General features: G+C 54.6%; 17 protein-coding genes. 8 read left to right on the plus strand and 9 right to left on the minus strand.

What is annotated here, in order from left to right; all coding sequences use genetic code 11:
• Positions 1-69: 69 nt before the first annotated feature.
• Positions 70-921 (minus strand): helix-turn-helix transcriptional regulator, encoded by an 852-nt coding sequence (locus M2108_RS25730; RefSeq protein WP_277472217.1) that lies wholly within the window; start codon positions 919-921, stop codon positions 70-72.
• A 124-nt stretch (positions 922-1,045) separates the two neighbouring features.
• Between M2108_RS25730 and M2108_RS25735 the strand changes: the two genes are divergently transcribed.
• Genes M2108_RS25735 through M2108_RS25750 form a run of 4 tightly spaced genes read left to right on the plus strand, consistent with a single transcriptional unit; the run spans position 1,046 to position 7,129 of the window.
• Complete coding sequence (locus M2108_RS25735; protein ID WP_277472216.1) at positions 1,046-2,191, plus strand: DUF2264 domain-containing protein; 1,146 nt, start codon at positions 1,046-1,048, stop codon at positions 2,189-2,191.
• Positions 2,192-2,238: 47 nt separating this feature from the next.
• Entirely contained in the window at positions 2,239-4,053 is a 1,815-nt protein-coding gene (locus M2108_RS25740; RefSeq protein WP_277472214.1) for a heparinase II/III family protein, read from the plus strand.
• 38 nt (positions 4,054-4,091) lie between these two features.
• Positions 4,092-5,228, plus strand: coding sequence for a glycoside hydrolase family 88 protein (locus tag M2108_RS25745; protein ID WP_277472213.1), 1,137 nt, complete (start codon positions 4,092-4,094; stop codon positions 5,226-5,228).
• An 11-nt stretch (positions 5,229-5,239) separates the two neighbouring features.
• Positions 5,240-7,129, plus strand: coding sequence for a DUF2264 domain-containing protein (locus M2108_RS25750; protein WP_277472211.1), 1,890 nt, complete (start codon positions 5,240-5,242; stop codon positions 7,127-7,129).
• A gap of 200 nt (positions 7,130-7,329) precedes the next feature.
• On the opposite strand, the gene M2108_RS25755 is transcribed toward M2108_RS25750, so the two are convergent.
• The 4 genes from M2108_RS25755 to M2108_RS25770 form a co-directional block, all read right to left on the minus strand.
• Positions 7,330-8,181, minus strand: coding sequence for a P-loop NTPase family protein (locus M2108_RS25755; protein WP_277472210.1), 852 nt, complete (start codon positions 8,179-8,181; stop codon positions 7,330-7,332).
• 324 nt (positions 8,182-8,505) lie between these two features.
• Positions 8,506-8,874, minus strand: a complete 369-nt coding sequence (locus M2108_RS25760) for a VOC family protein (protein WP_277472209.1) — start codon at positions 8,872-8,874, stop codon at positions 8,506-8,508.
• 87 nt (positions 8,875-8,961) lie between these two features.
• The gene (locus M2108_RS25765; RefSeq protein ID WP_277472208.1) at positions 8,962-9,105 is read right to left on the minus strand and encodes a WCX domain-containing protein; all 144 of its coding nucleotides are present in this window, start codon (positions 9,103-9,105) and stop codon (positions 8,962-8,964) included.
• A gap of 135 nt (positions 9,106-9,240) precedes the next feature.
• Positions 9,241-9,555 carry a helix-turn-helix transcriptional regulator gene (locus M2108_RS25770; protein WP_277472206.1) on the minus strand — a complete coding sequence of 105 codons (315 nt, stop codon included), beginning with the start codon at positions 9,553-9,555 and terminating at the stop codon, positions 9,241-9,243.
• Between the two features lie 227 nt (positions 9,556-9,782).
• Here M2108_RS25770 and M2108_RS25775 point away from each other — a divergent pair, with 227 nt between their 5' ends.
• Together M2108_RS25775 and M2108_RS25780 are read left to right on the plus strand one after the other, a co-directional pair.
• Positions 9,783-9,953 (plus strand): hypothetical protein, encoded by a 171-nt coding sequence (locus tag M2108_RS25775; protein ID WP_277472205.1) that lies wholly within the window; start codon positions 9,783-9,785, stop codon positions 9,951-9,953.
• A 433-nt stretch (positions 9,954-10,386) separates the two neighbouring features.
• A complete protein-coding gene (locus tag M2108_RS25780) occupies positions 10,387-12,378 on the plus strand; it encodes a Na+/H+ antiporter (RefSeq protein WP_277472204.1) in 1,992 nt (663 codons plus the stop codon).
• 22 nt (positions 12,379-12,400) lie between these two features.
• Here M2108_RS25780 and M2108_RS25785 read toward each other — a convergent pair whose 3' ends face one another.
• Complete coding sequence (locus M2108_RS25785) at positions 12,401-13,720, minus strand: sugar phosphate nucleotidyltransferase (protein WP_277472203.1); 1,320 nt, start codon at positions 13,718-13,720, stop codon at positions 12,401-12,403.
• 12 nt (positions 13,721-13,732) lie between these two features.
• Positions 13,733-14,548: a DUF6492 family protein gene (locus M2108_RS25790; RefSeq protein WP_277472202.1), complete on the minus strand. Its 816-nt coding sequence runs from the start codon at positions 14,546-14,548 to the stop codon at positions 13,733-13,735.
• A gap of 210 nt (positions 14,549-14,758) precedes the next feature.
• On the opposite strand from M2108_RS25790, the gene M2108_RS25795 reads away from it, so the two are divergent.
• Entirely contained in the window at positions 14,759-15,520 is a 762-nt protein-coding gene (locus M2108_RS25795) for a YheC/YheD family protein (RefSeq protein ID WP_277472201.1), read from the plus strand.
• A 172-nt stretch (positions 15,521-15,692) separates the two neighbouring features.
• Here the strand turns inward: M2108_RS25795 and M2108_RS25800 are convergent, their stop codons facing one another.
• Positions 15,693-16,661 carry a bile acid:sodium symporter family protein gene (locus tag M2108_RS25800; RefSeq protein WP_277472200.1) on the minus strand — a complete coding sequence of 323 codons (969 nt, stop codon included), beginning with the start codon at positions 16,659-16,661 and terminating at the stop codon, positions 15,693-15,695.
• Between the two features lie 150 nt (positions 16,662-16,811).
• Between M2108_RS25800 and M2108_RS25805 the strand changes: the two genes are divergently transcribed.
• Positions 16,812-17,891: an LCP family protein gene (locus M2108_RS25805; RefSeq protein ID WP_277472199.1), complete on the plus strand. Its 1,080-nt coding sequence runs from the start codon at positions 16,812-16,814 to the stop codon at positions 17,889-17,891.
• Positions 17,892-17,983: 92 nt separating this feature from the next.
• On the opposite strand, the gene M2108_RS25810 is transcribed toward M2108_RS25805, so the two are convergent.
• Entirely contained in the window at positions 17,984-18,535 is a 552-nt protein-coding gene (locus M2108_RS25810; RefSeq protein WP_277472198.1) for a hypothetical protein, read from the minus strand.
• Positions 18,536-18,770 lie beyond the last annotated feature (235 nt).

The raw sequence follows: 18,770 nt of genomic DNA on the forward strand, positions 1-18,770 counted from the left end.
GTGGCCAACCACTAGCTGCTAACCGCCAGGAGCCCAAAGCCCAGAGCCCAGAGCCCAGAGCCCCACTACTCAGTCAGCCCGCTCCGCCAGCTTGCCGTATTTGCCCGGCGGAATGCCGGTGATGTTCTTGAAGGTGCGGATAAAGTTGGCATAATCGTTGAAGCCGGTCAGATAACAGGTGTCGGAGACAGAGGTGCCGGCGGACAGAAGCTGCTTGGCTAAGGTGATTTTTTTGAGCAGGACGTAGCGGTATAGGGTTCCTCCGGTCTGCTGCTTGAACATATGGCTGAGATAATATTTATCAAGGCCGAGCTCGCCGGCAATCTGCTCAAGTGTCAAATTCAGCTGCAGATGGCCGTCAATATAGCTCATGGCTGCCTGTATATGCGGTGAGATGACGCTGGTAACAACAGCAGAGCGGGTGCGGGTATACAGCTCATTTACAAGCACGAGAAGCTGGATGAGATAAGCCAGGGCAAGGACCTCGCTGCCGTATTTCGGCTGCTCCACCGTTTCAATCAGGCGCATGGACAGGTCCAGATACTCGCTCAGCAGCGGCTCCTCCATATGCGCAAGATTATGCTCACCGGGCTGGCGGTTCTGAAAGCAGGCGAGCAGGTTGGTCGCCTGAGTGCAGAAGGGATAGATCTGCGGAGCCCGGAAATGGACCGTTAACCGTTCATACGGCTCCTGGGTCAGATTAATGATTTTATGGATTTCATGGTTATTAAAAATCAGCACATCGCCGCGCTGCAACGGGTAGCTGTACTGCTCCACGAACCCGTTCACCCTGCCGCCCAGAAACAGAAAAATCTCATAATGGTCATGGATATGAAAATCACGGGTCGGAGAGACCGGCGAATTGCCGATTCCGGCCAGAATATCCCCCTGGAACGGCTGATAGTACTCTGAATGCTTCATTCCTGCTGCCCCTTCCGATTCATCACAATAAACGCAATAAAACCTCATTAATCGCAAAGACATTGCAATAACTCAACAGTAAACTATAAAGGTAGATTGTGCAAATGAAAGGAAGAGCGCTTACATGAATACTACGGAGCAGCGTAAATATTGGCTGGATACCTTGCTGCAGATCGGCCATCCGGTACTCGATGCCTTGAGCCGCAGACGTTTAAAAGAAGAGCTTCCTACGGAATTTCACGCTGACCGGAGCACGTTTGCTCACCTGGAGGCTTTTGCCCGGCTGGCCTGCGGGATGGCTCCATGGCTGGAGCTTGAGGGGCTGGAAGGTGAAGAGGAGCAGCTTAGAGCCCGCTATGCCGGCCTGATGCTGGAAGCGATAGATGCCGGTACCGATCCGGCTTCCCCGGATTATATGGATTTCAAGACCGAGGGCCAGCCGCTGGTGGATGCCGCTTTTCTGGCCCATGCGCTGGTACGGGCACCCAAACAGCTCGCCGGACGGCTCGACAGCCGGGTCAAAGCCAATGTAATTACCGCGTTAAAAGAAACCCGGCGCACCGCGCCCAGCGGCAGCAACTGGATTCTGTTCAGCGCGATGGTGGAAGCGGCTCTGTACATTCTGGGCGATCCGGAATACGACCGGATGCGTGTAGGCTATGCCGTGCACATGTTCATGGAATGGTACAAGGGCGACGGCGTCTACGGGGACGGCAAGGACTTCCACTGGGATTACTATAACAGCTTTGTGATTCAGCCGATGCTGGCGGATGTAGTTGCAGTGTTTGAGCAGGACTCCGCACAGTATGCGGCGCTGAAGCCGGTCATTATGGAGCGGGCCCGGAGGTACGCTGCCGTGCTGGAGCGGATGATTGCCCCGGACGGAACCTATCCGTTCACCGGGCGGTCGATTGTGTACCGTTATGGCGCTTTTCAGCTGCTGTCACAGGCGGCGCTGCAGCATTTCCTGGAGGATGCGCTGCCGCCGCAACAGGTACGATGCGCGCTGACGGCAGTTATCAGACGGACGATGGATTTCCCGGGAAATTTGGACGAAAAAGGCTGGCTCCGGCCGGGAGTGTACGGCTATCAGCCGGATCTTGCCGAAAGCTACATTAATACAGGCAGCCTCTATTTATGCGCCTCTGTATTTCTGCCGCTCGGCCTGCTGCCCTCCGATCCTTTCTGGGCTGAGGAAGATATGAAATGGACCTCGGCGCGGATTGCCGCCGGTGAGAACGTAATGAGGGATCAGGCAATCGGTAAATAAGACAGCCCGGCGTACAAGGTAATGATTGCAATAGGAGGATGTGGAAAATGACGGAGCAAACGCTTTGGAAAAGTGTACAGGAGCTGCAGCCTGTTAGTATGAGTCTGTATGTTCCGGACGGTAATCCGACTTCCTTCTGGAGATCGGCGGCATCGGCCGGGCATCTGCGGCAGGACATTGCCGAGATCCGGGCGGAAGGAGAAAGGCTGGCAGGCCAGCCGGTTCCGGAGCTGACCCCGGAGCTGTTCTCGGTTTTTGCGCGTACCGGCTCACGGCTTGAATATGAACGGGTGTATTTTGAACGGAGAAGAAGGCTTAACACTTTTGTACTTCTGGCACTGCTGGAGCCGGACAACGCACAGCATCTGCAGTATGCGGAAGAAATGCTCGTGGCTGTATGCAGCGAATACACGTGGTGCCTGCCGGCCCACGTTCCCGGCGGGCATGAAGCCGCGGAGATTAACCGCTATATCGACCTCTTCTCGGCCGAAACCGGCTTTACGCTAAGTGAAATTTCGCTGCTGCTGGGGGAACGGCTTCCGCTGGAGCTCCGGCTGCGGATCAGACAGGAAACGGAAGACAGGCTGTTCCGGCCTTTTCTGGAACAGGGACCCTATGAATGGGAGACTGCCCGGCACAACTGGGCAGCGGTCTGCGCCGGCTCCATCGGCGGCGCCGCGCTGCTCACTGTGGAAGATCCGCAGGTTCTGGCGGATATTCTGCAGAAGACACAAAGCAGCATACACTGTTATTTGGAAGGCTTCGGGGACGACGGCGCCTGTCTGGAAGGGCTGGGCTACTGGAATTACGGCTTCGGCTATTTCACTTACTACAGTGATCTGCTCCGCTCCCGCAGCGCAGGAAGCCTTGACTGGTTCAAGGTACCCAAGGTCCAGCGGATCGCCCGCTTCCAGCAGCAGTGCTTCATTGACGGCAGCCTTACCGCCAACTTTTCCGATTCACTGCCCCGGGTGCGTGTGCATATGGGGTTGTCCCATTACCTCGCTGGCGTATATCCCGGAGATGTTGAATGCCCTCCGGCGGAGCTGCGGGCTCCGTATACCGAAGATCATTGCAGCCGGTTCGCTCCTGCGCTGCGCAATCTGATCTGGACGCAGTTCGGCTCGGGACAGCAGCACTGGCCGGCGGCCAGCACCTATCTTCCCGATGCGGCCTGGCTGCTGTCGCGGCATGTCTCGCCGGCCGGCACCTTTGGCTTCGCGGCCAAAGGCGGCCATAACAACGAGCCGCATAACCATAACGACCTGGGCCAGTTCATTCTGACCGGCCGCGGGGAGGTGTACGCTGCTGATCTGGGCAGCGGGGAATATACCGCCGGCTACTTCGGCGCCGGCCGTTACGGGTATGACTGCAACGGCTCCCAGGGTCATTCGGTGCCGGTCATTAACGGCCGGTATCAGCAGGCCGGCCGAGCTTTCAGTGCCGCTGTAGTGCATGCGGCAACAGGCGAGGCTGCGGATGAGCTGACGCTGGACCTGACAGCCGCATATGAGGCGGAGGGGCTGCAGTCTCTCACCCGCACTCTTGTCTGGCACAAGGAGCAGCTGCCCCGCCTGGAGCTGAAAGATGAATACCGTTATGAAGGAGCACCGGAGAGCTGGACGGAACGCTTTATTACATGGAGACACCCGGAGGTATTATCCTCCGGTGTGGTGCTGCTGCCGGGACAGGAAAGCGGCGGAGTACAGGTGACGTATGATCCGGCAGGGGTTGAATTGCAGATTAAGGAGCATGTATACCGCGACCATTTCGGGCAGGAGCAGGTGTGGCACAGTCTGGACTTCCAGGCTGTCCGGCCGGGCAGCGAAGGCAGCTATGCTTTTACCTTTCAATTTATATAGAAGGAATACAACCATTCAAGCAAAGGCGGGAACTTAACATGAATTTGACAGCACAGCATACATGGGTGGAAGAGGCCTGGACCAAAGCGCTGGAGAAAACCTTGATCAACAGCCGGAGCATCGGCGCTGAGTTTCCTCATGCCAGCCACGGCGGAAAATACGATCTGGCGGCACCTCACTGGTGGACAGCCGGCTTCTGGCCGGGCATGCTCTGGCAGCTCTATGCCGGGGGCGGAGACGAGAGTCTCAAAACGGTTGCCGTGGAATGTGAGCAGCGGCTGGATGAGGTGCTCGACGGCTACCTGAGACTGGATCATGATTTGGGCTTCATGTGGATATTGACAAGTGTGGCGAACTTCAAGCAGACCGGGTCAGAGGTCTCGCGCACCCGCGCATTGAAGGCGGCCAATTATCTGGCGGCACGCTTCAATTTGAAAGGCCGCTACATCCGGGCCTGGAATCCATGGCGTGAAGGCGAAGACAACAGCGGGGTTGCCATCATCGACTGCTGCATGAACATGAGCCTGCTGTTCTGGGCGTCCGAGACGAGTGGTGATCCGCGCTACAGACATATCGCGGAAGCGCATATGGATACAGTACTTGAACATTTCATCCGGCCGGATGGCTCGGTCTATCATATTGTCGACTTCAATCCGCACACCGGCGAGGTTGCCGAAAAACGCGGCGGCCAGGGCTATGCACCGGAATCGGCCTGGTCACGCGGGACAGCCTGGGCGATCTACGGCCTGGCGCTGGCTTATCATCATACCGGCTTTGAGCGTTATCTGCACGCGGCCCAGCAGGTGGCTAATTTCTTCATCACCCGGCTGCCGGAGGATCATGTTCCGCACTGGGACTTCCGCGCTGCAGGTGTAGCCGGAGACCTCCGCGATACCTCTGCCGGTTCGTGTGCGGCGAGCGGAATGCTGCTGCTGGCCGGTCAGGTAACGGCTGCGGAATCGCATGTGTACCGGAATGCAGCCCTGAGAATACTCGAGTCCCTTTACAGCAACTACGGCACCTGGGACAATGCGGAGGAGCAGGGATTGCTGCTGCACGGCACAGGCAACTACCCGGAGAACGGGAACATCGATGTCCCGCTTATTTATGGTGACTTCTTCTATGTAGAGGCGCTGGCCCGGGTGAAGGAAGCCGGACCCTTCTATTGGGAATAGGGGAGAACAGGATGAATAGCGAGCAGAAAGCTGCAGTTCAGGATAATCCGCTTGTAACCCGCCGGGATCTGGCGCTGGCCCTTGAGCAGCTTACCGCTCCTCTCGGACCGCTGTTCAGTCCGGGCGGGGCCCGGCTCAGAGCCGGAAAGACAGGATCCAGCTATCCGTCAGCCGTAGCGGAAATGGAAGGCTTTTCCCGGGTATTGTGGGGGCTGGTGCCGCTCCTGATGGGCGGCGGAACCAGCCCGCTTCTGGATACCGTGCTGGATGGCATCCGCCATGGCACTGATCCTGCACATGATGAATACTGGGGCAATGTGGCTGATTACGACCAGCGGCTGGTAGAGATGGCTGTCTTCGGCTTCGCTCTGGCAGCGGTACCTGATAAGATCTGGACAGCGCTTGCTCCCGGGGAGCAGAAGCGGCTGTACAGCTGGCTCAATCAGATCAACGCCCATCCCTGCTATGACTGTAACTGGCTGTTTTTCAATGTGCTGGTCAATGCCGGCTTCAAAAAGCTCGGGCTTGCCTATGACGCAGGGCAGCTGGAGACGAACCTGCAGCGGATGGACGCGTTCTACCTGGGTGAAGGCTGGTACAGCGACGGGGTCAACGGGCACAGCGATTACTACGTGCCGTTTGCCATCCATTATTACGGGCTGCTGTATGCGAAGCTGATGGAGCAGGAGGACCCGGAGCGTTCAGCACTGTTCAAGAAAAGAGCGGAACTGTTCGCACCCCAGTTTATCAGCTGGTTCGCCCCGGACGGCTCCGCGCTGCCATACGGCCGCAGTCTGGCGTACCGTTTTGCCCAATCGGCCTTCTGGAGCGCATATGCTTATGCAGAGGTAGAGGGTAGCTACCCGGCTGGTGTAATTAAAGGACTGGTGCTGCGCAATCTGCGCTGGTGGTTCAGCCAGGAGATTTTTGACCGGGACGGCGTGCTGACGATCGGCTACACCTATCCTAACCTGGTCATGGCGGAGAATTACAATGCACCCGGATCGCCGTATTGGGCGCTGAAGACCTTCCTGCCGCTGGCGCTGAATGAGGAGCATCCGTTCTGGAAGGCAGACGAGCTGCCGCTGCCGGAGCTTCCGGCGGTATCCGTCCAGCAGCCGGCGCATCTGGTCATGGTGCGTGATGCCGGACATGTGGCCGCCTTTAACAGCGGGCATTTGTACACCAATGAACACACCCATACCTCGGCCAAGTACGAGAAATTCGTGTACTCGACCGGCTTCGGGTTCAGCGTGCCCCGTGCGGAATGGGGGCTGTCCCAGGGAGCTTTTGATTCGATGCTTGCCCTGAGCGAGGGCGGAGATAACCTGTACCGGGTGAGAAGGCGGAACCTGAAAACGGAGATCACGGACAATGTGCTTCATTCCATATGGAAGCCGTGGTCTGATGTTGAGGTCCGCACCTGGATCATCGCCGGTCTTCCGTGGCATATCCGGGTACAGCGGGTTGAAACCGGACGGGAGCTGGACATTGCGGAGGGCGGGTTTGCCCTTGGCCAGGAAGCAGAGCGCGGGGAGTTTATCAGCCCCGCAGGCGCAGCTGCGTGCACGGCCTGGGGAGCTACAGCGATTAAAGGACTGCTCGGATATGCAAGCGCCCAAGGCAAGCCAGAGCTGATCATGCCCAATGCCAATACGAATCTGCTCCGGCCGCGGACCGTACTGCCAACCCTGACGGCCTTACTCGAGCCGGGGGTTCACTGGCTGGTGTCAGCGGTCTATGGTGATCCGGCAGGGAATCCCGCTAAGGATAGCTGGAACCGCCAGGCAGCCGGTATTCTGGAGCAGCAGCCGGATCTTCTGCTTAATGCAGTCATTGATCAGCAATCTGTTAAAGTGATCACGTCCGGCGGAAGCGAGTTTACCATTTCAATGGATTAGAAAACAGAACCCTGTTCCGGATCAGAAGATAAATCCAGCGGATGAAGATATAAATGAAAGCAAATGATATTTTTATGCGGATTAAAGCCCCTTCCCAACAACAAGCACCAAGTCCCTTGTGTCATCTCACTGACGCAAGGGGCTTGGTGCTTCTCATACTGCTGTTTCTGACTCGAAATGTGGCCTTAACGTCTCGTCTGCTATTTATAATACTGTTCCAGAATCCCCGCAATTACCTGCCTATAACCCAAGCTGTCAAAAGCGGAATTATCCACTTTATGCTTGGCGATGGTCAGGCCGCTGTAAATATCCTCTTCCAGTTGTTTGCGTGCTTTAAGCACCTGTAAGGTGCCTTCTAAGCCCGAGTGCTGTTGCCGCGCTCCGTATCCCTGGTTCGTGTAATACTCAAAGAATCCCTGCGACCATTCAAGCGGACGTTCCCGGACAGCTTTTCTGAAAGAGTGGTCAAGTTCATTCTGCGTGATGTAGATCAGCAGCGGATTGAGCGGCTCTATAGTGGCAGCGAGCTCTGTTACGTAGCTTTTAACAGTCTCTCTGTCAGCGTCATATTTAACCATTCCTATCGTTACGGGATTCTGGATGAAGCAGCAGTCAAAAATGAATATGTCCTGACCATCCGCAGCATCTGCAGTGAACTTCCTCCACCTTTCGGTGATAAGCTTTCTGTTGTCTTCGAGCGGCAGCTCATAAATATCTTTTTGGAAAATAGCATTCAGCAGCTCATCCGGGAACTCCGGCCCGTATTTCTGCTGCAGTCTGCGGTATTCCAAAAAGCAGCGGCCAGTCTGACGGATGATGTGTTCATTTAAGAAATCGCTGTATTGATCAAAGCTGCCCAGCAGCTCTGCAAATTCATGCTCCTCAAAACAGGCAACCCCGTCGTAATCCGCGGGATGCTCCAGATTCCCTTCAGTATACAGGCGGGCATCAAGGTGCATTTTCGTCAGCAGCTCATGAACAAGCCCGGCGGCCGTTGTTTTCCCTGATCCGGGAAGGCCTTCAATCAGAATCAGCTTTGGTGTGGTTGTCATCTCTGTTCCTCCATTCGGGATTAGAGGACATGCTTGCGGGGGGAGTGCCTGAGATGCTGTTTCCGCAACAATAAAGCGGATACCGTCAGGTATCCGCAGAAGGGATCAAAAAGCGTACCGTCCCGTGCATATCCTGTAAGATTAGATGCGGGCAAGCCGAATAGAACAGCGTAGACACTGTTTTCGGGCAAGCTTGTGCATAGTTAATCGTTACAGAGTAATCCACATGATCGGTGAAGGCTCCTTTGTATGCATCTCTGGATTTCAGCTTACCATCAGACCAGGCTGAATACAATCATATATTAAGCCGGGTACCTATGCGTATCAGGCTTTACTGTGGAGGGTGATCAGGTAACCGTCCGGGTCGGCAAATGTAAAGGTTCGGCCTAAGGGTCCATCTATGGGTGCGGATGTAATCTTGACGCCTGCTGCAATAAGCATGTCGTGAATTTCCTGTGAATCAGGAGCGTGCAGCCACAGAGCGACACCCAGTCCGGGCTGGTTCCCTGAACCGAGCTCTATTCCCGGCAACAGGTCACGCAGAGCAAATGCGATAGGCTTTGTTTCAAAAACCACAGCATGAGGGGGGGCGACCTGTGACAGGACCAGTCCGAGATAGCTTTGATAGAATTCCGCAGAGCTTTCTAAATTGCTCACCTGAAGTGAAATGAAATCGGGTCCAATTACTGGCATATAATATTCTCCTTTGTGTATGGGGGTGTTAAACCACTTTCATTTGGTATGTCCTGATTATATAACCCCCCTGCTGCCAACAGTATGTCAGTAGCGTTCGTTCATTTTTTTGATTTCTTCTGTTATCCGGTTTTTGAAGGATTCAGGCTCTGTGACTACCACATCTGCACCCCACCCAAGAATCCAACTCAGCAACCCGCTTGTGATAGGTGAAACGAATTTTCTTGCCATCCAGCATAGCCTCACGAATGATTCCCAAGTTTACTTTCTCCCGGATAATGATATCCATTTCATCCTTTTGGAGCAGACGGATGCCTCCTTGGATCCGGGTTGTCTCCTCACGGATAGGCCCTGAAAGAATGGCTTCTATTTTCTGCGGGAAGAACGGGCACTATTGCGAAAAGCGGGATCAAAACGTTTTTCTATAAACTCAGCGCCAAGAAGAAGGGACACGGCCTCTTCTACTGTGAAACTGACGGGGGGAAGAAAATAGCCCTCCATTAAGGAATACCCCGGCCCTGTCTCACCAATGATGGGAACACCCGCTTCACTCAAAGCCTGCATATCCCGGTAAATCGTTCTTGCACTGACCCCCAAACCCTCCGCTAATTCATCAGCTGTCAGCAATCTGCTTCGCTGTAATTCCATCACAATCGCCAGAAGACGCTCTGTTTTATTCAATTGAAGCTGCACTCCCTTGTTAAAGTTCAACCACACCAGTGTTGTTAAAATGATCCTTGGCCTGCTCATACCTAAATTATATTAAAATACTACTGACAACTGAATGTCAGTAGCCGCATGGAGCTAAGTTAGAAGGTTTAATTACCGTGCGGCTCATGCCGGGATGACGTTTGAAAAAAGCTCTGCCGGGTATTAACGGGTATCAGGAATGAAGGAGGTGTGAAGCGATGTACAAGGATTTGCCGCCCGAGCTTCCCCCAAAGATTGTTCCCGAGGTCGACCCTGAGCGTATCCCGGAGCCGAAGCCGGCTGATATTCCGCCAGAGGTCGTCCCCCGTGAGCAGCCGGAGATTCCGGCCCCGGTTCCGCCGGAGGTTCCGCCTAAGCAGCCGCTCTAACAGCCTTTTGAGCAGTGACAGCTACTGTTTAGTTACAGACAAGACCCGATGTAAACTGCCTAACGACTCCTGTTCAGTGCTTGTCTGACGACAAATGCTGGAGAGGAGTTATTCTTTGGTTTAGGGCAGTTTTGTCACAGAACCTAATTGGATTTTTGACACTTAAATTGCATAAATTTTCCTCATCGCAGGATTTAGGTGGAAAAAAGCAGCTTATTTCTGCTAATATAGCTCCCCATGGACGAAAATGGTGTTTCTAAGTGTGCTTTTTCCAACTAATCTGGGATTATGGGGGTACAAATGAGAATTAGATGGCGAAAATCCACTTAGTATGATAACAGGAATGCCGATAAAAAATAAACGGCCGGTTTACGTTCCGTTTGCATTGTTTGTTTACACTAAGCCTGAATCAAGAGACGGAGGTAGAGAACTTTTGGAATTGTTTGAATACATACTGCTGATGCTGGCGGCGCTTGCCGTATCCAATCTGGTGAACCGGTTTATACCGTCGGTCTCGGTGCCGATTATCCAGATTGCGCTGGGGGTGGCGATTACGCTGCTACCCCTGCATTTTGATTTAACGCTTAATCCGGAGCTGTTCCTGCTGCTGTTCATCGCTCCGCTGCTGTTCAATGACGGCCGGCATGCCGATAAGGAAGCACTCTGGAGCCTGCGGAAGCCGATTCTTTTGCTGGCGCTGGGGCTTGTCTTTGTAACGGTCGGCATCGTCGGTTACTTCGTGAACTGGCTGCTGCCGGTCATTCCGCTCGCGGCGTCTTTTGCCCTGGCGGCTGCCTTGGCCCCGACCGATGCGATTGCGGTAGGGGCGCTGGAGCAGAAAGTGAAGATTCCCCACCGCACGATGCAGCTTCTGGAGGGGGAATCCCTGATCAATGACGCTTCCGGTCTGGTTTCCTTCCAGTTTGCGGCAGCTGCGATGGTCACCGGGATGTTCTCCTTCAGATCTGCCGGGCTTAGCTTTCTGGGCATTTCGCTCGGCGGAATCGTGCTCGGACTGCTGCTTACCCTGATCAAATACGGTGTCGTCAAATGGCTGCGCAAGCTGGGGATGGAGAACGTTACCCTGCATATGCTGATTGAGATTCTGACTCCTTTTCTGATCTTTATGGCGGCGGAGGAGCTGGGGGTGAACGGCATTCTGGCTGTGGTTGCTGCCGGGATCGCCCATTCCTTTAATTATAAAAAGATGAATCCCGAAGTGGCCAAGCTGCGGATCGTCTCCAAAAGCACCTGGTCGGTCATCATCTTTGTACTGAACGGTCTGGTCTTCCTGCTGCTGGGCACGCAGCTGCCGGAGATTATTCAGACGATCTGGAACAGCCCGGAAATCGGCAATGTGCGGGTGATCCTGTACACGCTGCTCCTGACATTGGCTGTCCTTGGCCTGCGGCTGATCTGGGTGCTGCTGATGAAGGTCCCCGGAGACAGCGAAGCACACCCCGGCCCCCGCAAAAGCAGATTCAAAACAGCACTGATTCTCGCGCTGTCCGGCGTGCGGGGCACCATTACACTAGCGAGTACATTGTCCCTGCCTTTTTTCCTGGATGACGGGTCAGCCTTTCCTTCCAGGGATCTGATTATCTTCCTGGCCTCCGGCGTCATCTTGTGGACGCTGCTGGCCTCCAATTACCTGCTGCCGCTGCTGCTCGGGCCGGAGGCGCAAACGGTGCAGGAGGAAGAGGAAACGCAGGCTAAAATCGAAATTTTGCGCAGTGTGGTCGCCGGGTTAAACGAATTGTCCACCGAGCAGAACCGGCTTGCCTCGGTCCAGATTATCAATGCGTATACCTCGCGAATCCGGATGCTCCGTAAGGATGACCGGAAGGATGAGGTACAGCGTTCACTGGGTCTGTCCGTAATGAAATGGGAGCGGGAGAGCACGCTGCTGGCGCTGGAGCATAAGGAGGTTGACCCGTACACCGGTTACAGATACCTGAACCGGGTTAACCGGCTGCTGTTCATGCATACCCGTGATGTCCGGTATAAGCGGGAGCTGTTTCCGGTTAAGCATTGGGATGAAGTGTTCGGCATTCTGCAGCAGGCCCGGCTCAGCCGGCGGCAAAGACGCGCTGAGCTCAGCCGGCTGCGGACCCGGAATGTAACTTATGTGCTTCAGCAGCTGAACGGGCTGCTTGCTGAGGGCGGGGAGGATATTGAAGCAGTCAGCTCCTTTATCCTGCAGTATGAACGGATGCTGCTGCGGCTGACGCGGGGCGAAGCCTATTCCGGCAGCCGCGGGGAGTACGACGAGTCCATCCGGGAGCTTGCGCGGATCGGCATTCAGCTTGAGCGTGATCATCTTCAGGCAATGTTCGAGAGCGGCAGGATATCCCGCCAGGGAATGAAGGAGATGAAGCGGGACATTCTGTTCATGGAGCATGATCTGCGCGAAGAGACGGACTGACGGCGGAGCGGAGCCAAGCCGTTCAGCTGTAAATGGACTCCTCACCTGTATCATCAGACACCCGAAGCTCGATCAGCTCCATCGCGGTGCGGGCTCTGATTCCGTGCTGCTCATCCCGGCCGATGGTGAAAGAATCGCCGGTGCGCGCCGCGGTGTACAGCCCGTTCCGAAGAGTTTCTCCATGCCCTGATAAAATGAGCCAATGCTTGCGGAAATGGCTGGTCGTCTCAGGCAGTTCCTGATCCGGCAGGAGGGACAACTTAATGGTCAGTATCTGCTGCGGGCCGCTGGTGGTCCGGTCCAGAATAGTGTAACTCCCCCAGCTGCATTCCCCGTATCTCGGCGCGGATAAATGCTGCTGCACTATCGTTTTGATTGCATTCGCTTCATGCTTGCCGGCAACCAGAATACCTTCGGGGCCAGCTGCGGCAATGATGCCGGGCACGCCGATCACATGCAGCGGAATGTTCAATTCGTTGATGATTACGGAATCCGGGGAGTCTCCCCATATTCCGCCTTCGCCGGTTACAGGGTGCTGCAGCTCCGTGCTCAGAGCCGCCCAGCTTCCAAGATCGCGCCATTCCCCCTCATGCCGGAGGACAACAGCATTGCTGCTGCGTTCAGCCACTTCCTTATCAAAGCTGAGCACTGGCAGGCCTGGATAGCAATCTCTAAAAGCTGTCAGTTCAGCAGGCAGCCCCATCTGCTGAAGCTGCGACAGCATGAAGCTGAGCCGAAAAGCAAATACGCCGCAGTTCCAGAGTGCAGATGCCGATATCAGCTCTTCTGCACGGGCACTACCGGGTTTTTCTTCAAAAGAAAGGACAGGAGCGTAGGCCCCGGCACCCCTTGTTCCCGGGACAATATAGCCGTACTGGTCGGAAGGGTGGGCGGGTCTTGTCCCAAGCAAAACAAGCTCTGCTCCTGAAGCCGATAAAACATCTGTGAACTGATGGAATAACCGGAAAAAATCATCATCCGCAAACATATCAGCCGGAGCCACGCAGATCGTGTCCTCCGGCTTTGCTGTTCCTAGGGCATACAAATGAAGCACTCCCAGGGCTGCGGCGGTAAAGGTCCCGCGTTTATGCGGCTCCCCGATGACCGGATAGCCGCCTCCGGTGTAGCGCCGGACAAGGGCGCGCTGATCCTTATGCGTCACGAATAAGGCGGATTCCCCCAGCCCTGCCTGGCCCAGCTGACGGCATACCCGGCCGATCATGGATTCCGTCCCCCCGCCTGGTGCAGGGAGCAGATTGAGGAACATTTTGGAGCGGATGGTTCCGGACAACGGCCACAGCCGCTGGCCGGAACCGCCGCAGAGCAGAATGGTATGCTGCATGGGGCAACCTCCTTAATGCTTGCCGGGAATGGAATCTCCCTTGCGCTGATGAAAAGACAGGGAGCGGTAGGTACGGGCCAGCTTGCGGATTTGTTTTTCCCCGAGGCTGCCCGCCGGACTGTGCAGTGATTTATTGTTTGCGTTTCTCAGCAGCACAGCGCTGCGGTTTTTGCTGTATACATAGTTAGCGTAGGTTTCAAATTCGGAGAAGCCAAACTGCTTTTTCTTGTTGATGCTGCGGATAATGGCCGCATGCCAGGTCAGCCCTTGTCGCGCTTCGATGGTTCTTTTCAAGGCGGAAAGCTTCTTTTTTTCAAACAGCATATAGTGGGTCACAAAGGACCGGGGCGAAGGGGCAGCGGTCCCTAACAGCTTCCGGTAGGTCCTGAAGTATTCCGGCTGGCTCCAGTTCCGGCAATAAAAAACGGTCTTTCCTCCAGAGCGGAACCGGTGGGGGCGGATCAGCACCGTGTCAGCGTCAATAACGAGAAAAAAGGGCTCCCGGCAAATACGATCCCCGTTCATTTTCAGCAGCTGCTGATACAGCCAGCCGGACCGGTTCCAACGGGAGGAGGAATAATGGATGTCTTGTTTGGTAAAGGGCAGAACAGTGGTTTCATCGACGAAGATACAGCTTTTGCGTGTGCACAGCTCTCTGATTCTGCTGCTGGCCGGCGAGACAATGAAAATATGGCTGATCGGATGGCGCACATGGCGGCGGAGGCTGTCGATTACAAAGGGGAGGGTTGCCAGATCCTTGTCAATGGCCGGGATCAGGACGTCGATAGCGGGACCGCTAACAGCGCTGCCTGCAGAAAATACTGACATTCGGTTCATCTCCGTACGTAAATTGACATCTTAGCGTCTGCACTAGGGTATGCTTGGCGAGCCGAATATGACCGGGCCAAATATCCATAAAGTTATTCTCCCAGTCACGGGACAGATGGTTAATTCCGCTCCTCGTGCTGCAGCATAGGATGCAGTGAGTTGTAATTCAGGGGGAGGCTGACTGTCTTTCCCGGACAGGAGAGTGCAGATGTGAAAGCAATCAAGGCCAACCTTCCACAGAGTAAATGGCTTAAAACGAAACTGCTGCTTCGGAGCGGTTTCGTTAAACGCTACATTCCGGATACCCGAAAGTTCACCAGGCACAATCTGGAGCAGATGATTTACAGCTATGGAATGATCTACGTCAAGCCGGAGCGTGGAACCTACGGGAACGGGGTAATCCGTGCAGAACGGGGAGAACGGCAGGGCTTTAAGTACCAGTATGAGGAAACAGTCCGCCACTTCGATACGTTTGAAGCTTTTCATAAAAGCCTGGCGAAGAAGACGGGCAGCAGAAGCTATCTGATTCAAAAAGGGATTCATCTGCTCAAGCACAACAGCCGCCGGTTCGATATCCGGGTGATGGTCCAGGTAAGCCCGAAGGGCGCCTGGGAAGCTACCGGCATCATCGGCCGGCTGGGGCATCCGCGCAAAATCGTTACGAACTACCATAGCGGCGGCAAGCCGATGGCCATTGAGACACTGCTTCATAGCCATCTGTCCCCGCAACGGCTCGCGAAGTTGACAGAGGAGCTGAATGTGCTAGGTGTGCGCATGGCAGCTCACATGCAGAAAACGTATCCGAAGATTCAGAAGATTGGTGTTGATGTCGGATTGGACCGGTCACTGACCCCGTGGATTATTGAGGTGAACATGAATCCGGACCCGTATATTTTTAATCAGCTGAAGGACAAATCCATGTATAAAAAAGTAATGCGGTACCGCCGGGCACAGCTGAACAAGAAACAGTAAGCGAGCAGCGCTTGAATAGTGATATGAAAAGAGAGCCCAGCGGCTGCTTTGCCGTCTGGCCTCTCTTTGACGCATGCGACCGGGCGGCGACCCGCACCTCAGGCGTTTTCCGGAACAGCCTGCTTGAGCGGCTGACCGGTCTCTTTGCCTGCGGCCGGCCTGATGCAGCGGCTCAAGCCGCCGAGGTCCGGTCTGCCGGACGGCTGACTCTGGAACGCCGGCCGAGGATAAATCCGGCGAGTGAAGCAAGCAGCTGCTGGAATACCATACCAAGGACAACGGGGACAGCAACCGGAGCAGGGAAATAAGATACGGCAAGCACGGCACCGGCGCTGATGTTACGCATCCCGCCGTTAAAGATCAGTGCAACCTCATCGGCCTCATTCCAGCGCAGAACCTTTGCGGTCAGGAAGCAGAGGACATAGCCGCTAGAGGCCATGAACACAATTACGGCTGCCAGGCCGATCAGCTTGAGGTCAATGTTGGCCAGATACGGCGAAATTACCGAACCGTTAATCATAATGACGACTGCCATGAACAGCTTGGAGAAGGGATTCAGCCTCGGGCTCCAGACCGGCGCGACCGCTCCTTTGCTCCATTCATTAAGCATCATTCCAAGCAGTGAAGGGACAACAATCATCCAGAACAGGCTGCTCATCATCGCCCATGTATCCAGCTCTACATTCGTTCCGATCAGCACGGACAACACTCCCGGAACGACAAAAGGCGCCAGCAGGGTATCAATCAGAATAATAGACAGCGTAAGGGCGGTATTGCCCTTATAGATGCTCACCCAGATAAAGCTGCTGACCCCGGTCGGGATGACCGCTGCCAGTACCAGGCCGGTAATGGTAAACTGATCGGTATAATACAGCAGATTTCCGAGTCCGAAAGCGACCAGCGGCATCGCAATGTGCAGGATAAACAGACAGACGAACAAGGGCAGCGGTTTTTTGATAACATTCACAAAATCCCTGACGCCAAGGCTGATGCTCCCGGCAAATGTCATAAAGGCGAACAGCCAGGGAGACAAGTAAGTATAAGGAGTAAGCGCACTGCCGCAGAGCACACCGGTAAGAACACTCAACGGGGTAATCAGCGGCATCATCCGGTTAAGCACACGGTTCAGTTTGAGAAGCATGTCAGGACATCCTTTTTAATAGGTTCCCCCTATTATACACCTTTTGCCAGATGGTGCATGTGACACTATGCTTTTGAAGACTTCTGCCGGCCTATGGTATACTAGTTTACAACTAATTACAGTTAATACATAGCAAGCAGGAGGAAGGGAATGGAACAACGGAGCAAGAGAAGGAAAGCGCAGCTCGGCAAAGCCCGCAAACGCAATGCGCTGATCACCACGACTGCAATACTGGGTACATGCCTGATTGCCGGTGCTGTATATGCCGGAACACTGTATTTCAAGGCAGAGCGGGCCTTGGACCGGATTTCCGCTTCGGGCACAGCCCCGAGTGAAACGGCCGGTCCGGCATCACCTGCTCCGGAGGCTTCGGCTGCTGCAGATAGTGCTGCCGAAATAGAGAAGAACAAGCCGCTTACGTTCCTGCTGGCAGGGGTCGATAACAGAAGCGGCAGCGGCGGGACGATGAATACGGATGTCATTATGCCGGTTGTCTATGAGCCTGCTACCCGACGTCTGTCCATTTTATCTATTCCACGGGACATGAAGCTCACCAGCAGCGATCTTGGCACGCATAAGGCGAACTACTATTATGCCTATTATTATGCCCACAACAAGGGCGAGGATTTGCAGAAGACGAGAGAGTTTTACGGCAGCCTGCTGCAGATGGACATTGATCATATGATCCTGGTAAATTTTGCGGCCTTCAGCAGCATTGTTGATGAGCTGGGCGGGCTGGATATTGATGTGCCGATGGATATGCGGTATGTGGATAATGCGGACGGCACCAATATCAATCTCAAAAAAGGGATGCAGCATCTGAACGGTAAGGAAGTGCTTGATTTCGTCCGCTACCGCAAATCGAACCGCGGTACGGCAGAGTCCTCCGATTTCTCCCGCAATGAACGGCAGCAGGAGGTGCTGAACCTGATCCTGGACAAGCTGGATTCCGTAAGCGGCATTACCAAGTGGGGCGAGATCATTGATATTCTGGGCGATAATATCCGCACGGATATTGATAAGGATCAGCTGGTCAGCTGGATTATGAATTACAAGACGATGAAGCCTGCAACAAGTGAGCTGATCACGCTGGAGTCGGAATGGAAGAGCCCGTACGTCTATGCGAACGAAGAGGATCTGCTGGAGAAGCTGGAGAAGCTGCGCAGCCCGCTCGGTCTGCCTGCACTGGATAACAGCCGGCTGCTTCATGATTTCGGGCTTACCCAATAGTGCTTTTCCAAGAGCAAACACAAGATAAGGGAGCTATTCTCCATAAAACGGAGAGCAGCTCCCTTTTTTGAAATACAAATTAGGTGTGGCGTTTAACCCCTCTTCCGGTGGTGGCGGGCAATTGTTGCAACCGTTATTATGCCTATCACCACTAAACCTCCGATGGTCCAGGCATCAATAGGAGTATTGTCTACTAACGAGCTGTTATCATCTGCGGGCGGCTGGGGAGCAGGCAGCAGTGTAATCTCCTTATTCTGCAAATACTCCGGCCCGGCAGAATTATTGCTGATTACGGCAGAAGGCGAGCATAACGGATTTTCCCACTCTCCGTCCGTCTGCTTGAGATAGAACAGGTAGTCTTTGCCCGTCTCGCTCGGGCCGTTAAGCGCGCCCCAGGTGATGTTTTCCTTCAGGATGAGCGAACGCTCCGTTATGGTTTTGAAGCTTCGCTTAACCGTAATATGAATCTCATTGGAGGAATCGTCGTTACTCCGGGATACCTTATCGACATGTCCGATCACGATGCCGTCGTAATGATCATACGCTTGTTCAACCGTCGGCAATTGGGCGCAGGATAAGGCAAAGGAGCTGCCGGCAGGCAGAAAGAGCATTATTAAAAGAGCAAGCAGGGCTGCTCTGAGCATATATATTCACCTCCGTGATACATATCTGACGGTTGCCGGAGGGGAAAGGTTGCAGCCGGGAAAGACTGTTTGAAGCTGGCGTAAACAGCGCATACGCCGCGGACAACGTGAATAGGTCAACCCCGCAAGCGCTGTACCCCGTACCCCGTACCCCGTACCCCGTACCCCGTACCCCGTACCCCGTACCCCGTACCCCGTACCCCGTACCCCGTACCCCGTACCCCGTACCCCGTAC

Origin of the sequence: Paenibacillus sp. PastM-3 (genome assembly GCF_029893965.1) — a bacterium.
Classification (GTDB): domain Bacteria; phylum Bacillota; class Bacilli; order Paenibacillales; family Paenibacillaceae; genus Paenibacillus_AQ.

Bases quoted from the DNA above. Each gene is read 5' to 3' on its own strand.
- M2108_RS25755 (WP_277472210.1), bottom strand. From the start codon at position 8,181: ATGACAACCACACCAAAGCTGATTCTGATTGAAGGCCTTCCCGGATCA.
- M2108_RS25745 (WP_277472213.1), top strand. From the start codon at position 4,092: ATGAATTTGACAGCACAGCATACATGGGTGGAAGAGGCCTGGACCAAA.
- M2108_RS25800 (WP_277472200.1), bottom strand. From the start codon at position 16,661: ATGCTTCTCAAACTGAACCGTGTGCTTAACCGGATGATGCCGCTGATT.
- M2108_RS25810 (WP_277472198.1), bottom strand. From the start codon at position 18,535: ATGCTCAGAGCAGCCCTGCTTGCTCTTTTAATAATGCTCTTTCTGCCT.
- M2108_RS25740 (WP_277472214.1), top strand. From the start codon at position 2,239: ATGACGGAGCAAACGCTTTGGAAAAGTGTACAGGAGCTGCAGCCTGTT.
- M2108_RS25735 (WP_277472216.1), top strand. From the start codon at position 1,046: ATGAATACTACGGAGCAGCGTAAATATTGGCTGGATACCTTGCTGCAG.
- M2108_RS25785 (WP_277472203.1), bottom strand. From the start codon at position 13,720: ATGCAGCATACCATTCTGCTCTGCGGCGGTTCCGGCCAGCGGCTGTGG.
- M2108_RS25775 (WP_277472205.1), top strand. From the start codon at position 9,783: ATGTACAAGGATTTGCCGCCCGAGCTTCCCCCAAAGATTGTTCCCGAG.
- M2108_RS25805 (WP_277472199.1), top strand. From the start codon at position 16,812: ATGGAACAACGGAGCAAGAGAAGGAAAGCGCAGCTCGGCAAAGCCCGC.
- M2108_RS25750 (WP_277472211.1), top strand. From the start codon at position 5,240: ATGAATAGCGAGCAGAAAGCTGCAGTTCAGGATAATCCGCTTGTAACC.
- M2108_RS25760 (WP_277472209.1), bottom strand. From the start codon at position 8,874: ATGCCAGTAATTGGACCCGATTTCATTTCACTTCAGGTGAGCAATTTA.
- M2108_RS25765 (WP_277472208.1), bottom strand. From the start codon at position 9,105: ATGGCAAGAAAATTCGTTTCACCTATCACAAGCGGGTTGCTGAGTTGG.
- M2108_RS25730 (WP_277472217.1), bottom strand. From the start codon at position 921: ATGAAGCATTCAGAGTACTATCAGCCGTTCCAGGGGGATATTCTGGCC.
- M2108_RS25790 (WP_277472202.1), bottom strand. From the start codon at position 14,548: ATGTCAGTATTTTCTGCAGGCAGCGCTGTTAGCGGTCCCGCTATCGAC.